General features: G+C 70.4%; 15 protein-coding genes and 1 tRNA gene. 8 read left to right on the top strand and 8 right to left on the bottom strand.

All coding sequences use genetic code 11. The annotated features are described in order from the left end of the window. On the top strand, positions 1-341 hold a 341-nt coding region (locus O3Q52_RS33310), incomplete at its 5' end, for a DedA family protein (RefSeq protein WP_369124178.1). Positions 342-499: 158 nt separating this feature from the next. Here O3Q52_RS33310 and O3Q52_RS33305 read toward each other — a convergent pair. Continuing rightward, positions 500-751: a DUF2277 domain-containing protein gene (locus O3Q52_RS33305; protein ID WP_269652392.1), complete on the bottom strand. Its 252-nt coding sequence runs from the start codon at positions 749-751 to the stop codon at positions 500-502. A gap of 107 nt (positions 752-858) precedes the next feature. Then, the gene (locus O3Q52_RS33300) at positions 859-1,371 is read right to left on the bottom strand and encodes a GNAT family N-acetyltransferase (protein ID WP_269652391.1); all 513 of its coding nucleotides are present in this window, start codon (positions 1,369-1,371) and stop codon (positions 859-861) included. Positions 1,372-1,516: 145 nt separating this feature from the next. On the opposite strand from O3Q52_RS33300, the gene O3Q52_RS33295 reads away from it, so the two are divergent. Beyond that, on the top strand, positions 1,517-1,882 hold the full coding sequence (locus tag O3Q52_RS33295) for a hypothetical protein (RefSeq protein WP_269652390.1): 366 nt from the start codon (positions 1,517-1,519) through the stop codon (positions 1,880-1,882). Between the two features lie 51 nt (positions 1,883-1,933). On the opposite strand, the gene O3Q52_RS33290 is transcribed toward O3Q52_RS33295, so the two are convergent. The 3 genes from O3Q52_RS33290 to O3Q52_RS33280 all read right to left on the bottom strand — a co-directional run bounded on the left by O3Q52_RS33290 (position 1,934) and on the right by O3Q52_RS33280 (position 4,233). Continuing rightward, complete coding sequence (locus tag O3Q52_RS33290; RefSeq protein ID WP_269652389.1) at positions 1,934-3,313, bottom strand: Tat pathway signal sequence domain protein; 1,380 nt, start codon at positions 3,311-3,313, stop codon at positions 1,934-1,936. A 212-nt stretch (positions 3,314-3,525) separates the two neighbouring features. Continuing rightward, positions 3,526-3,957 carry a hypothetical protein gene (locus O3Q52_RS33285; protein WP_269652388.1) on the bottom strand — a complete coding sequence of 144 codons (432 nt, stop codon included), beginning with the start codon at positions 3,955-3,957 and terminating at the stop codon, positions 3,526-3,528. A gap of 201 nt (positions 3,958-4,158) precedes the next feature. Beyond that, positions 4,159-4,233, bottom strand: a tRNA-Val gene (locus O3Q52_RS33280). A 436-nt stretch (positions 4,234-4,669) separates the two neighbouring features. On the opposite strand from O3Q52_RS33280, the gene O3Q52_RS33275 reads away from it, so the two are divergent. The 5 genes from O3Q52_RS33275 to O3Q52_RS33255 all read left to right on the top strand — a co-directional run bounded on the left by O3Q52_RS33275 (position 4,670) and on the right by O3Q52_RS33255 (position 8,734). Further along, on the top strand, positions 4,670-5,395 hold the full coding sequence (locus O3Q52_RS33275; RefSeq protein WP_269652387.1) for a DUF4097 family beta strand repeat-containing protein: 726 nt from the start codon (positions 4,670-4,672) through the stop codon (positions 5,393-5,395). 75 nt (positions 5,396-5,470) lie between these two features. Then, positions 5,471-6,889 (top strand): hypothetical protein, encoded by a 1,419-nt coding sequence (locus O3Q52_RS33270; RefSeq protein WP_269652386.1) that lies wholly within the window; start codon positions 5,471-5,473, stop codon positions 6,887-6,889. Positions 6,890-7,068: 179 nt separating this feature from the next. Continuing rightward, positions 7,069-7,749: a DUF4383 domain-containing protein gene (locus O3Q52_RS33265; RefSeq protein ID WP_269652385.1), complete on the top strand. Its 681-nt coding sequence runs from the start codon at positions 7,069-7,071 to the stop codon at positions 7,747-7,749. Positions 7,750-7,758: 9 nt separating this feature from the next. After that, the gene (locus O3Q52_RS33260) at positions 7,759-7,977 is read left to right on the top strand and encodes a zinc ribbon domain-containing protein (protein ID WP_269652384.1); all 219 of its coding nucleotides are present in this window, start codon (positions 7,759-7,761) and stop codon (positions 7,975-7,977) included. Positions 7,978-8,047: 70 nt separating this feature from the next. Beyond that, positions 8,048-8,734 (top strand): DedA family protein, encoded by a 687-nt coding sequence (locus O3Q52_RS33255; protein WP_269652383.1) that lies wholly within the window; start codon positions 8,048-8,050, stop codon positions 8,732-8,734. Between the two features lie 61 nt (positions 8,735-8,795). On the opposite strand, the gene O3Q52_RS33250 is transcribed toward O3Q52_RS33255, so the two are convergent. The 3 genes from O3Q52_RS33250 to O3Q52_RS33240 form a co-directional block, all read right to left on the bottom strand. Further along, a complete protein-coding gene (locus O3Q52_RS33250; protein WP_269652382.1) occupies positions 8,796-9,650 on the bottom strand; it encodes an HAD family hydrolase in 855 nt (284 codons plus the stop codon). Continuing rightward, positions 9,650-12,277, bottom strand: coding sequence for a phosphoribosyltransferase (locus O3Q52_RS33245; RefSeq protein WP_269652381.1), 2,628 nt, complete (start codon positions 12,275-12,277; stop codon positions 9,650-9,652). Before O3Q52_RS33245 ends, O3Q52_RS33250 begins: the two co-directional genes overlap by 1 nt. Before the next feature lie 66 nt (positions 12,278-12,343). Beyond that, positions 12,344-13,510: an HpcH/HpaI aldolase/citrate lyase family protein gene (locus O3Q52_RS33240; RefSeq protein ID WP_269652380.1), complete on the bottom strand. Its 1,167-nt coding sequence runs from the start codon at positions 13,508-13,510 to the stop codon at positions 12,344-12,346. A gap of 200 nt (positions 13,511-13,710) precedes the next feature. On the opposite strand from O3Q52_RS33240, the gene O3Q52_RS33235 reads away from it, so the two are divergent. Continuing rightward, the coding region (locus O3Q52_RS33235) for a TerD family protein (RefSeq protein WP_269652379.1) at positions 13,711-14,336 on the top strand (626 nt) is incomplete at its 3' end.

Below are 14,336 nucleotides of genomic sequence, written 5' to 3'. Positions count from 1 at the left end.
ATCTCCTGGTCGTCCTGGCCCGCTTCGCGCCCGCCGGCCGCTCGGTCGTCTCGCTCGGCGCGGGCGCCGCGAACCGCCGAGTCCGCGAATTCCTGCCGTGGTCGATCCTCGCGGGGCTCGCCTGGGCCGCGTACAGCGTCGGCCTCGGCTACTTCGGCGGCCAGTGGCTGGGCGCGACCTGGCTCGCCACCGGCGTTTCGCTGGTGGCGCTGTTCGGGGCGGGCGCGGGGGCGGCGTTCCTGATGCGACGACCGTCACCGGCGTCTGTGCCCGTACCGGTACCCGTACCGGTACCGATGCAGGTGCAGGTACAGGTGCCCGAGGCGGGCCCGGGCGCCTGAGGCGTACGCGGCCCGGGCGGACGCGCCCTCGGGCGGGCGCGCCACTGACCGGCCGCACCGATGGCTGAGCACATCGCCGGCTGAGCGCATCGGCGGCTACGTACGCCAGTGGCTGCGCGCCTCGGACGGACCTCGTTCGACGGGCGCCGGTCAGGCGGTCAGCCGGCCTGGCGGTTTTCGGCCTGGCGGCTGGTGGCCGTCTGCCCTCGTACCTCCAGGCCGTCCAGCAGCTCGGCCGTGGCCTCGGCGATCGCGTCGACGGCGCGGTCGAAGACCTCGCGGTTGTGCGCGGCCGGGGCGCGGAATCCGGAGACCTTGCGGACGTACTGGAGCGCGGCGGCGCGGATGTCCTCGCCCGTGGCCTCTTCGGGCAGGACGGGCGGTCGGAGAGTCTTGATGCTGCGGCACATACGTCCAGTCTCGCGCGCGGCACTGACATCGCGCCCGGGAACGGCGACGCCTCCACGGATCACGGAGGAAACGGCCATGGGCATCGCCCCCGACTCCGAGCCCCGCGTCAGCCTTCGCCGAGGTCCACCCGCCAGTCGTTCGACGTGATCCAGTGTCCCTTCGGGTACTCGAACTCGGCCGTACCGAGCAGTTCGAATCCGGCGCTGCGGCAGACCGCGTTCGACGCGTGGTGATCCACGCCCGGAAACGCGTGAAGGTACCGGTGCTCGCCGGCCGCCCTCGCCTCTTCGACGACCGCGCGGGCCGCCGCCGCGGCGAAACCGTGCCCCTGGAACTCGGGCAGGACCCCCCACCCGGTCTCCCACACCTTCTCGCCCCGCCACTCCCGCTCCCAGAAGCCGATCGAGCCCACGCTGTCGCCGGTGTCGGCCGACGTGACCCGGTACATGCATCCCGGCCCCAGGCCGACGTAACGCCGGTGCCGGTCGACGAGCTTCTCCTCGGTCTCCGGACCGCCCAAGTGCTCCGTCATCTCGGGGCTGTTGGCCCTCTGGAGAAGCCAGAAGTCGCCTTCCGCCCACGCGTGCAGTCTCACCTGCGATGTCTCTGCGCTGTCCATGGTGGCCACCCTAGGACGGGGGTCCGACAACGCCAGAGGTCCAACAGAACGCCGGGGCCGTGGGGCCGGCGGCCGCCGCGACACATTCGTGTGAAGTCCCCCAAGGAACTCGCATCCCAAAATCGAACAGGCGTAGCATTGTCGCGTGGCTACGACCTACGACTTCCCGAGTGACCTCCTGGCCGGTCAGGAGGAACTGCATCAGGTCCGGGCCGAGCTTCTGGCCCTCCTGAAGCGGCTCCCCTGGTCGGTCGAGCCCCTGGACGGCTTCAGCGACGACCACGGCTGGCGCAAGGTGGAGCGCCCCGCCTCCCCCGGCTGGACGGCCGACGAACAGGCCGAGGTGGAGAAACTCCGCGAGCGCGAGCGCGAACTCACGGTCTTCGTGACCTGCCACCGCTTCTGGGCGGAGGTCGCGGCCGCGGAGAAGGTGGACGCCCGGATGTCGCTCAAGCACGCAAGGGAGACGGAGGCACACGTACGGGAGGCGGAGGGCCGCTCCACCCCGTAAGGCCCGTGACTGGCCCTGCCGTTCAGGCCCTGTCGTTCAGGGCACTGCCGCTCAGGCCCGCAGCGGATTGGTACGCGTGGCCGCCAGCAGATACCAAGCGGTGGCCCCCACGTGCCGGTACGGGTAGTAGCCGAAGCCGAACCCGGTGTCGAGCGGGCTGCTCGCCGAGACGACACCGGAACGCTCGGGAAGCGCACGACCGCCCACGGTCTGCCCAGCCCCGAGCAGATCCTGAGCCCGCTCAATACTGGCGACCAGCCGTCGGGCACTCGTCTCATCACCACGCCGGTTGCGATCCCGCAGAGCGAGCGCAAGATGAGCGGTCCCCTCGAACCACACCCCACTGCGGTCGGGCTTGGGCTGGAACTCGGCGATCGGGGCGTCCTCGTTCGCCACCAGACTGGCGGAGCTGAACGTGACCCCTTCGTACGTCTGCCCCGTCGGCACCGTACTGTTCCGCCGCTCGGCATGGTCGACCACGGCCAACTCGGCCGCCGCCCAGTCCAACGACCGCGAATACGTGCGGGAGTCGAGGGCGAGATGGGTCCAGGTCTGGGTGTCCTCGGGGATCGGGGACTTGTTGACCGTCACCCCGTCGTTGGTGCCGGTGTAGAAGAAGCCCCCGGCCGGCTCCCACATCTTCTCGACGAAGGCCTCGGCCCGCGCACGCCGCTCCCGCCACACCCGGTCACCGGTGAGCAGAGCGAGCCGACCGAACAGGCAGACCAGATCGGTGTTGTGCTCGGTGGAGGTGAAGGGCAACTTCTCGTCGGCCCCGTTGACCCCGAACTTGTAGCCCCCGAGGGGTTCGTCGGTACGCCCGATCCGCTCGATCCACGTACCGATCCGCACAGCACCCTCAAGAAAACGACGGGCCCCGGTCCGCCGGGCGAGTGCACTGAGCGCGATCCCCGCCCAGGCCATGTCACCCACGGCCGTCCCCGTGAACCCGAACTGCGTACCCACGTTGGCAGTTCCGTCGGCCCGCACGAATCCATCCGGCTGCAGCGACCCGTCGAAGAAGGTGTACGGCCCGACGTTGTAGGCCTGCCGCAACCTGCCGTCGTCGTACACCGGGTCATGCTTCTGGGCGTAGAGCAACGCATCACCAAGCACCACGGCTCTGGCCCGCCCACCGGCGCCACCACCCGCCAGATGAGCCAGGATCGCCAGTGCGTTGTCGTACGTGAACGCCGTACTGAACAGCCCCGCCTGATCGCTGTAACTCTGCGTCAGCCGAACGCTCCCGTGATCGGGATAGCCATCCATGGCAGCACCCAAGAACCCAAGCCCACGCCGCCGAGCGGACCCCCCGGCGGCATACGCCGCCCCGGCCCCACCCACACCGAACACCGCAGCACCTACACCAACACCGAGTCCAGCCCCAATGAGCGAACGACGACCAACCACCGGACCTTGCCTGCCGACCATGACTCTCCCTGGGAACGTACGGACCGAATGCGCGGGCATAACCACGAGCGAACGCACGGGGAGCACCCACCTTGAGAGCGCTCTCAAGAACGCGCGCTCATTGTGCTGTCGCACGGGGACGGGGTCAACGCCCGTGTCACACGAGCCTGTTGGGCCGGACACAGCAGGAACGCCGCGAGCCCGAAAGAGCCGCCGCAACCGCTAGCCGGAGATCACCTCTCGTCACGGCCCAGAACCATGGACTCCAAAGCCTGAACACGGCTGCTGAGTTCCTGGAGTCTCGTGGTCAATTCGGCTACCTGGGCGACGAGTCCGGTGTCCGTCGACTCCCGACTCGGGGTTCTCGGGGTTCCTCGACCGACATCGATGAAGTAGGTCTCCTGGTAGTCGTCGTGCAGTTGCAGCAGCTCTTCATCTCGAAGTTGCCTGATCGCCGACCGAACCTCCTTCTCGGACAACCCGTACAGCCTCTCCACCACAGCGACTTCCGGAAAGATCATCCCGCGCAGATACCGACGCTGTTCGACGCCACGCCTCACGTCCCCAATCAGCCGTTCTGCAGGGTTTTCCTGGCCGGCCGGCGGAGGGCCAGGAAGGGAGAGAGTGTCCAAGCCGGCCGGTCGTTCACGTTTCCTCTCGGCCACTTCCAGGGCCTTTCGTCCGTGGTGGATACTGCCCGGCGCTTCAATGTCTCGGTCGCTGCCAGTATGGCCGGAGCCCCGACGACCCCCACCGCCCTCGGAAGGTCAGCAACTGACACGGCGCCGAAAAGCCGCCGACAAAGATCAAGGCCCAGACCGCCGGATTCACACCGGCTGACCTGGGCCTCGTTCATGTCCTGGGACTGGTGGGCGCGGACGGTTTCGAACCGCCGACATCCGCCTTGTAAGGGCGGCGCTCTACCACTGAGCTACGCGCCCGGGACGAGTCGACAGCCTACATTGCCCGGGGCAGTGCCCCGCAAACCCGTTACGGGGCGGAAGCGGTCCCGGTGCCGGTCAAGGTGCCGACGTCGATGCCGGTCCCAGTGCTGACGCCAGTGTCCGGCCCCGACCCCGGTCCCGGAGCAGGAACCGGTCCGGAGTCGGCGTCCCGCTCCCCTCCCCCCGCCATGCGGGGGTTTACCCCACCCCCAACCCGGGAGTGGCCCGGATCCCCAGGTGAGCCCCGGCTCCGTACGGTCGAAGTATGTCCGGGCCACATCGTGGGGCCGAGGGCATTCGAATCTGGGGGAGTCCCGTCGTGAGTGGTTTTGAGCGTCCTTCGAGCAAGCCGTCTTCGAGCAGGGGTGTCGGGTCTGTGGGCGGCGGCCGGGGCGTGGGCCGTGGGCCGCGGCGTTCTCTGGTCGCTGTCGGTGTGGGGGCCGTGGTCCTCGGTGTGTTCGCCACCGGGTGTGGGGCCAGTGCCGGGGACGACAAGGAGCCGGAGAAGCGGTCGTTCGAGCTCAGTGGGCGGACATTGACCGTCGATTCCGACGACTCGGCGCTCGAACTGGTCGCCGCGGACGTCGACAAGGTCCAGGTGACGCGCTGGTTCGAGGGGCGGGTCGCGATCGGTGGGGATCCCAAGGTGACCTGGGCGATGAAGGACGGCACGCTCAAGCTCCGTATGCACTGCTCGGGTGTGGTCGCCGACTGCTCGGCGAAGCACCGCATCGAGGTGCCGCGTGACGTGGCGGTCGTCGTGAGGGGCGACGACGGCAGCGTGAAGGCCAGCGGTTTCAAGGACTCGCTGAACATCCGCACGAAGGACGGTTCCGTACGGGTCGAGGACGCCGCCGGGGCGCTCACCCTGCGTACCGACGACGGCTCGGTCAGGGCGAGCGGCATCGACTCCAAGCGCGTGGACGTGAACACCAAGGACGGGTCGGTTCAGCTCGACCTCACCGCTGTACCGGACAAGGTCTCGGGGCGTAGCGACGACGGTTCCGTCACCATCGCGCTGCCGGACGCCACGTACCGTGTCACCACCGGCACCGACGACGGCGGAGTGGATGTGTCGGTGCCCCGCGACGAGCGCAGCTCCCATGTGGTGTCCGCCCACACGAAGGACGGGAAAGTCACGGTCCGTACGGCGAACTAACCGGCCCGTGTGTTCGTCCCTACCTGGTGGGAGAATGACACCGGGCCAGGACGGATGACAACACGGGAGAGGGAAGTGACGGCGACACCTTCGCAGCCGTACACACCGTTTGCGCCATGCGCACAGCAAGTTCCTCGCCCCCGTGCCGGGTTCGGGCCCACGGGGGCGCGCGGTGCTGGCCGTGACCTGCTGGCCCTGATGCTTCTTCCGCTCCCGCTGCTCGCGCTCACCCTGCCCGCCGCGTTCGCCGGCGGCGGCACCCGACGTTGGTTCGGCGGTCGCTCGGAGAGCCAGCGGGCCGAGGCCCAGGCGGCGAAGGACGCCGCGGCGGCCGCGTTCTACGAGCTCGACACCGCGCAGCGCGATCTGCGGATCTCGATCGAGACGATCACGGCCGTCGACGACTCCCCCGCCGCCCGGCGCGCGGTCTCCGACTTCGACGCGCTCGGCCGCCGCATCGACGAGGCCAGTCGTACGTACATCGGCGCGGTGGACGCCCACGACCTCGACCGCGACGACCTCGAAGCCTCCGTCGCCGCCCACGCGCGCACCGAGCTGACCAAGGCCAAGGACGAGCTGGCCCGGGTCAAGCAGGAGCTGGACCGTTTCGAGCAGGGGCTCGGACCGCTCCTCGGCAAGGCCGAGACGCAGCTGGCCCGCCTCGCCCCGGCCGTCGAGCGCGCCCGCCAGTCCCTGCTCGCCGCGTCGAACGCACTCGACGCCGTACGGGGGACGGAGCTCAAGGCCGACGACCTCGCCGCCCGGCTGGCCGCCCTCGCCCCGGAGCTGACCAAGCTGAACCAGGGTGCGGGGCAGCACGGCGTGCCGGAGACGCTGGAGCGCGCCGACCGGGTCGCGCGGGACGCCGAGGCGGTCCGCGCGGAGGCCGAGCGGCTGCCGGAGCGGGCCGCCGAGATCGACCGGCGCCTCGTCTCGCTGCGTACGCGCGCGCAGGCGCTCACCACGCGGTCCGGGCAGGTGGAGCCCGTGCTGAGCGAGCTGCGACGGCGGTTCTCCGCCTCCTGCTGGCAGGACCTGCAGCACGTGCCCGACCAGTCCGCGGAGACCGTCCGGCAGGCCGAGCGGAAGCTCGCGGAGGCGCGGACCGCGCGGGACGAGCAGCGCTGGGCGGACGCCACCTCGCTGCTGTCCACGGTCCGGGCGCTGTTGAACACGACCGACGAGGCCGTGTCCGCGGCCGGGGACCGGTTGCGGCGGCTGAACGAGGTGTCGAAGGACCCGCAGCGGGAGATCGACCGCACGCGGTTCGCGATCCGGGACGCCCAGCGGCTGGCCATGTCCGGGCGCAATACGCCCGACCCCCAGCACGCGCGGCCGCTCGACGAATCGGTGTCCCAGCTGGAGCGGGCGATCGGGACGTTGGAGGGGCGGCACCCCGATTACTGGCATTTTCTGACCGAGCTGGAGGCCGTGCGGGCGACGGTGGCTCGGGTGGTTTCACAGATTCGTGAGGAGCGTGGGGGCGGAGCGTGAGCGCTCCGCTGGGGGGCGCTGAATCACACGTGCACGCCGGTGGGGGCTGGGCGCGCAGTTCCCCGCGCCCCTGAAGGGCGCTTCCTCTGAAGGGGCGCTGTCCAAGTGTTTGCGGTCCGGGCGCCCCGGGCGGATGCTGAAGGTACGTACGGCCTCCGCTCGCACCCGAGGAGGCGGACATGGCCACGCACGTGCTTCGTACGGCGCCGAGGCGGCGGATCAGGCTTGATGAGCATCTGCCGGTCGATCACCGTCTCAGCAAGTTCTACCGGGTCGGCGCGGGGCTGATGGGTCTTGTGCTGCTCGCCTTCGGCATCCTGGGGCTGATCGACAAGGTCGGCTTCTTCGACACGGGCGGGGACACGGTCGCGGGGCTGAACACCAACGGCGCGCTGAGCCTGCTGTCGATCTGCGTCGGACTGCTGCTCTTCGTCGGCATGGTGATCGGCGGCAACGTCGCCTCGACGCTCAACATGATCCTCGGCGTCCTCTTCATCCTCAGCGGCTTCGTGAACCTCGCCCTCCTCGACACGGGCTTCAACTTCCTCGCCTTCCGCATCCAGAACGTGCTGTTCAGCTTTGTGGTCGGAGTGATGCTCATGTTCTTCGGGATGTACGGACGCGTCGGCTCGGCCCTGCCGCACGACAACCCGTACTGGCGGTCCCGCCACCCCGAGCAGGCCGCCCGCGAGCAGCGGCTGAGGGCCGGGGGCGGGGCCAGGGCCCTGCCCGGAGCCAAGAGCGACGCCGCCCTCCCGGAAAGCCGCACCACTCCCGCCGGAGGCGACCCCGCTCCCCCGGGAGCCACAGCCGGGCACCTGGGAGACGGAGCCATGGGAGACGGGCCGAGCACCCGCTAACCTGTGCCCATGCCTCGCTACGAGTACCGCTGCCGGACCTGCGGAGACACCTTCGAGAAGAGCCGTCCGATGGCCGAGTCGTCCGCACCTGCGGCCTGCCCGGCCGGCCACGACGACACGGTGAAGCTGCTGTCGACGGTCGCGGTCGGCGGTTCGGCCTCGGCTCCCACACCCCGCCCCAGTGCGGGCGGCGGAGGCGGTTGCTGCGGCGGGGGCTGCTGCGGCTGACCCCGCCCAGGACCAGGTTCCCGCGGTCGTCCTCAGGCTCTCTTCAGCTTCGGTTTTCTAGCGTGGGGGCATGACAGCCATCGCAGCCGCCGCGGCGGACAGCAGTGCCCCGCAATGGGTCAACAGCCTCATGGACACGCTCGGGGCACCTGGCGCGGGCATCGCCATCGCCCTGGAGAACCTCTTTCCGCCCCTGCCGAGCGAGGTCATCCTGCCGCTCGCGGGGTTCGCGGCGAGCACCGGGCAGATGAACCTGTTCGCGGCACTGCTGTGGACGACGGCCGGCTCCGTCATAGGCGCGCTCGCGCTGTACGGCGTGGGGGCGCTGCTCGGCCGCGACCGTACGGTGGCGATCGCGGCCCGGCTGCCGCTGGTGAAGGTCTCGGACATCGAGAAGACGGAGGCGTGGTTCTCCCGCCACGGCACCAAGGCCGTGTTCTTCGGGCGGATGATTCCCATCTTCCGCAGCCTGATATCCGTGCCCGCGGGCGTCGAGCGCATGCGCCTGTCCGTGTTCCTCGGCCTGACCACGCTGGGCAGCGCGATCTGGAACACCGTCTTCGTCCTCGCCGGCTATCTGCTCGGCGAGAACTGGTCGGAGGTCACCGGCTATGTGACGACGTACTCGAAGGTCGTGCTGGTAGGGGCGGTGCTCGCGGTGCTGCTCTTCGCGGGCCTACGGCTGTTCAGGCCGGGCCCGGGTGGGCGCCGCCGCGCGAAGCAGGAGACCGAGGAGAAGGAGCAGGTGGCCGCCTGAGCCGTCCAGCACGGCCACCGCTCAGGGCCACCCCCGCTCAGGCCCCCTCAGGCCGCCAGCCCTACCGAACCTCCCTCAGAAACTCCCGCAGGATCCGCTCCCCCGCGGCGACTCCCCGTTCCGGGAGGGCGGTGATGCCGGGGGCCGTCCACCCGACGTCGGCCAGTTCGCCGTGGCCGGGGCGCCAGCCGCGGTCCGCGGCCAGGAGGAGGTCGGCGTCGAGGAGGGAGTCCCCGGCCGCGAGGGTGAGGGTCGCTCCCGTGCGGCGGGCGACCTCCCGCATGGCGGCGCTCTTGGTGAGCGGCTTCGGTACGGCGTAGATCTTGCGGCCCTGGAGGGAGACCGTCCAGCCGCGGTTCTCCGCCCAGACGGCCAGTTCCTTCACCCAGTCCTCGGGGAGCAGTTCGCGCTCGACGACGAGGTATACGAAGAGGTCCTCGGCGAGGCGGTGCTTGCGTACCCAGGACGGGTCGGAGGTGGCCTCCATGTGCTCGCGCACCTCGTCGAGGGGGGCGCACTCGCGGGCGAGGCGTTCGGTCACCGAGGCGTGCCACTCGGGGTCCGTCACTCCGTCCACGAGCAGGTGGCCGCCGTTGGCGCAGATCGCGTACTTCGGGGCGGGGCCCGGGAGTTGGATGCGCTGGTACTGCTTGCGGGTGCGGGTGGTGGTCGGTACGAAGTCGGCCACGTCGCCGAGTTCGGCGAGCAGGCCCGCCGCGGTCTCGGTCATGTAGGACAGCGGCTTGCTCTCGTGCACCTCGACGCTGAGCAGCCGGGGCGCCCGCGCGTCGGGCATGGTCAGCGCCAGTGCGGCCGAGGAGTAGATGAGCGTGCGGTCGAGATCGCTGGCGACCAGCACCTTGGGCGAAGAGGTGGGCAGCGAACCGGAGTTCGTCATCGGGGTGGCGTTCGTCATCAGACCGTCACCGCCTTGCCGTCGGCGCCGGTCGCGCCACGGGTGTACTTGGGGTGGATCAACCCGACGCAGGTGTACGGGAGTTCGGCCACCTCCTCGACGGGTACGCCCCGCTGCTCGGCGAGCAGGCGTACGTGGTCGAGGTCGGCGCCCGCTCCGGCCCTGGCGAGGATCTTCCAGGGGACGCGGCGCAACAGCACGCGGGTCGCCTCGCCGACACCGGGCTTGACGAGGTTCACGTCGTGGATGCCGTACTCCTCACTGATCCGCTCGACTGCCGCCCAGCCCTCCCAAGTTGGGCTGCGGTCGGTGGACAGAAGCTCCTTGACCTGGGCGTCGACCGCTTCGTCGACCGAGTCGAAGCGGTCGGAGACGGCGTCCAGGAAGGCGACGGAGACGTCCGCGGCGGCGAGCTCGCGGTAGAACTTCGCGCCGTGGTAGTCGTGCTCCCCGACCAGGTCCGCGCGCAGGACCGTACGCGAAATGAGGCCGGAGACCGTGGAGTTGAGGCACGCGGAGGGGATGAGGAAGTCCTCGCGGGTGCCGTAGGTGCGCACGCAGGAGCCGGGGTCGGCGAGGACCGCTATCTCCGGGTCGAAGCCGGTGATGCCGTCGGAGGCCTCGAACTCCTCGACGGCTTGGGCGAGTTCACGGGTGATGGCGCCCTTGCCGGTCCAGCCGTCCACGAAGACGATGTCGGCCGGGTCGTGGTGTGCGGCCAGCCAGCGCAGCGCGTTGGCGTCGATGCCGCGGCCGCGCACGATGGAGACGGCGTAGTGCGGGAGGTCGAGGCCGTGCCGGTGCTGGGCCCAGCGGCGCATCAGGACGCCGACGGGAGTGCCGGCGCGGGCCAGCGAGACGAGGACGGGGCGCGGGGACCGCTCGGCCAGCACGGTCTCCGTGACGACGCCGACGGCCTGGGCGATGCGGGTCGCCGAGGCGGCGAGCGCGCTGTGGAACAGCTCCTGGTACGCGTCGGTCGGCTGGTACTCCACCGGGAGCGACTCCGCGTAGTGGGCGCCGCCGCTCTGGATGGCCTCCTCGCGCTCCTCGGTCGGCGCCTCCAGCCGGGTGTCCGAGAGATCCTGCAGCAGCCAGCCGACCTCGTCAGGTGCGTACGAGGAGAACTCGGGGCCACGGAGGGGCTCGGGCAGCATGGATGGCCTTTCAGTGGGCGACGCGGTGGACGGCCGTGCTGGTGCGTACGAGGGGACGACGGCGAGCAGCACGCTCGGCGTGTGCGCGGAGAGCCGCGCCAGCAGGCCGTCGGGAGCGTGCAGTTCGGGCGTGTCGGCGGTGGAGTCGACCACGGCGACGACGGCGTCGAAGCCGGCGCCCGCGACGTTGTAGGCGTAGCGCTCGCCGGGGCCGTCGGCGGGGTTGTCGTGGGCCGGGAAGACGAGCCGGGTGCGGATCGCGTACCCGGGGTCGTCCACGGCGAGCACCGGGGAGCGGGTGGTCGTGGAGTAGCGGACCTCGGCTTCGGTCAGCTTCTCCAGGGCGACGCCGAGCCGCAGCGGCGCGTACATCAGTTCCTCGAAGCCGAGGACTAGAACGCGGCCGCGGCGGGCGTCGGACGGAAGCGCTTCGGCGATACGGGCCGCCATGGCGGGCAGGGCGCCCTCCAGGCGTACGCGGTGCTCGGGCGTGAAGCCGTGCCGCCCGCCGTCGGGTATCTCCTCGGGCCAGCCCAGCTCGACACGGAGGGCGGGCGTGGCGGGCGCCCCCTGGGCCTCCGGGGCGGTCTGCCCGTCGGGGCCTGGGGAATCAGAGGCGGCGGACTCCTCCGCCTCGGACTCGTACCGCGCGACCAGCGCCTGCCCCTTCTCCAGGACCCCCTCGGGGAGCCGTACGGTGCCGGAGGCGGCAGTCACGAGGTCCACGCGGGCGCCGATCTCGCGGGCGAAGTCGTCCAGGCGTCCGAGGTCCGCGGCCGAGCGCATGTCGACCAGGGCGACTATGACGTACCGGTCGCGCGGATAGCGTTCGTGCAGGTCACGGATGGTGTTGAGGACCGTGTTGCCGGTGGAGAACTCGTCGTCGACGAGGACCAGCGGGCCGTCGCCGGCCAGCAGGCCGGGGTTCTCCGGGAGCAGCAGGTGCGAGGTGGCGTGCGAGTGGGACTCCTCGAAGCCGCCCGCCCGTGCGACGCCGTCGACCGGGCGCCGGGTCGAGTGGAGACAGGGCGCGAGGCCCACGCCGTCCGCGACGGAGTGTCCGAGCCCGGTGGCCGTCTCGGCGTACCCGAGGACGACAGCCCGGCGCGCCTCGTCCTCGCCGAGCAGGTCGCGCACGCGGAGCCCGAGCGCGAATCCGTACCCGTACACGACGGCGGGCGACTGGGGTATGTGCTTGCCGAGCACGTGCGACACGAGCAGATGGGCCCGCTTGGGGTTGCGCCGCAGCGCGAGTCCGAGCAGCTCGCCGAGCCCCTCGTCCCCGACGAGTTCGACGCCGAGCCGCTCGGCGACCCAGCATCCGGACCAGATCTCACCGTCGGCTCCGCCCGGCGTCCCGGACGGACTCCCGGCGCCGGGGCCCGCGCCGGCCCCGGCCTTGGTCCCGGGGCGGAATCCGGTCGCCGACCAGACCCCTGCCCCGCCCCCGTCGTTCACAGCGTTGTTCATGGATTCCTTGGGTGTCGGCCAGTGTCGGTGAGCGTAAGTGGGTGTGATGAGGGCGTGATGGGGGCGTCAGCCGGGGATTCCCGCCGCGAGCAGTTCCACGAAGCCGATGTCCTCGTTCGCGACGCCGAAGACCTCGGCCCGCTGGAGGGTGCGCTCCGCCCAGGCGCGGTGCGGCTTCACTTCGTTCATCTTGTTCGTGTACGCGGACCGCAGCACGCCCCCGCCGCCCCGCTCGGGCCGCAGGATGTCCTGGGCGTCGCTGAACTCCTCGTGGCTGACGACGGACAGCGCGTGCACGGGCAGGACGTGCGAGGGGTGGATGCAGGTCTTGCCCTGCAGTCCGTTGGCCCGGTCGAGGGAGATCTCCCGCAGCAGACCGTCCATGTCGTGCTCGATCAGCAGGGCGCGCAGGTCCTCGGCCTCCGGGGTGAAGGGGCTGCGCCGCAGTTGCGGCTTGAACATGCGCTCCTGGACCCTGAAGTACTCCCACACGGGCCCGGTCACCGTGAATCCGGTGCCGTCGGCCCTGCCGAGCACGTTCACCACGTCCGCGATCACGGACGCGACGATCTGCACGTCGTACGCCGTCATGTCGGGCGCCCTGCGCAGTCCGTACGCGGAGCAGAAGTCGGTGACGCCGAGCCGCAGCGCGAGCACGCGGTCGCGGTACTTGTCGACGGCCCGGAAGATCCCGGCGAGGGTCTCCGCCCGCGACTCGCGGTACAGCAGATCGGGCGATTCCAGGACGGGCATCGCGAACAGCCGTCGTCCGCTCGCGGCCTCGGCCGCGGTGAGCGCCTCCAGGAACGGGATCCCCCGCTCCTCGGTGAACTTCGGCAGTACGAATCCGGACAACAGGCTGACGGACGCGCCGAGCCGCCCGACCAGGTCGGGGATCTGCTCGGGTGCTCTGACCCGGACGAACAGCAGCGGAAGCTCGGTCTCCGGGCATCGTTCGGCCAGGTCGGCGAATTGCCGGACCAGGTTCGCCTCGGCTTCCGGAACCTCCGCGTCGTCGATCGAGTCCTCCAGGCACAGCACCATCGAGACGACACCGCGGCCGGTCTGCTTCACGATGTCGTCGGCCAGCTTCGGCCTGGTGGCAGGGCTGTAGAGGGTGGCTCCGAGAGCCACGGCCAGCATTCTGGCCGGGGAGTCCGCGGTGAACACGCACGGCTCCTGGTGGAAGAGGCGCTCCCGCACCTCAGGGGCGATGTGCCCGAAATGACGCATGAGTCTCCCCCGGGGCGGCTAGGCGGCCTGACGATATGTGGCCGGTAATAGTACGTAGAGATCCATGTCAAGGGTTCCCACCGGGCATGAAATTCAGGTAACGCAGGCAAACACCATTGTGTCTCCCGTCCGCGGATCGGGCCGGTCGGGAAGTCACCCCCGCGTTGTCGTGACCAGGACCGAGAAGGCAGGATGACCGCATGACGCACGCGATGCTGAAGGGATCGAACGTCCCGCTGGACGCCACTGCGGTGCGCGCCGTGCTGCGCTGGACGCCGGGACGGGGTGTCCCGGACGTGGATGCCTCCGCGCTGCTCCTCGGCCTCGACGGTCATGTGCGGTCCGACGAGGACTTCGTTTTCTACAACCAGCCCCGGCATCCCTCGGGCAAGGTCTGGCGACTCGGCAAGAAGCGCGTGAACGAGGGTCTCGCCGAGGGGCTCACCGACACGATTCAGTCGGATCTCGTCGGCGTTGACAATGAAGTGGGCCGAATTCTCCTTGTCGCTTCGGCCGACGGCGTCACCTTCGACCGGGTCAGCGCCCTGCGGATCCTGCTGTACGACGCCGTGCTCGGGGACGCCGAGCCGGTGGCGTACTTCGACATCAAGCCACAGACCGGCGAGGAGACCGCGCTGGTCTGCGGCGAGCTGTACCGCCGCGGCGAGGGCTGGAAGTTCCGGGCGCTCGGCGAGGGCTATACGAACGGTCTGCAGGGGCTGGCCTCCGACTACGGCATCTCGGTGGACGAGTCCGAGGTCGGGGACCCGTCGGCGTCCGCCCTGCCCGGCCCGCCCGCCGGCGCGCTGCCGCTGCCGCTGCCGCC

Origin of the sequence: Streptomyces sp. ActVer (assembly GCF_027270795.1) — a bacterium.
Lineage (GTDB): Bacteria > Actinomycetota > Actinomycetes > Streptomycetales > Streptomycetaceae > Streptomyces > Streptomyces umbrinus_A.
The sequence above is the reverse complement of the archived record's forward strand: the minus strand, read 5'-3'. Positions and strand labels throughout refer to the sequence as shown.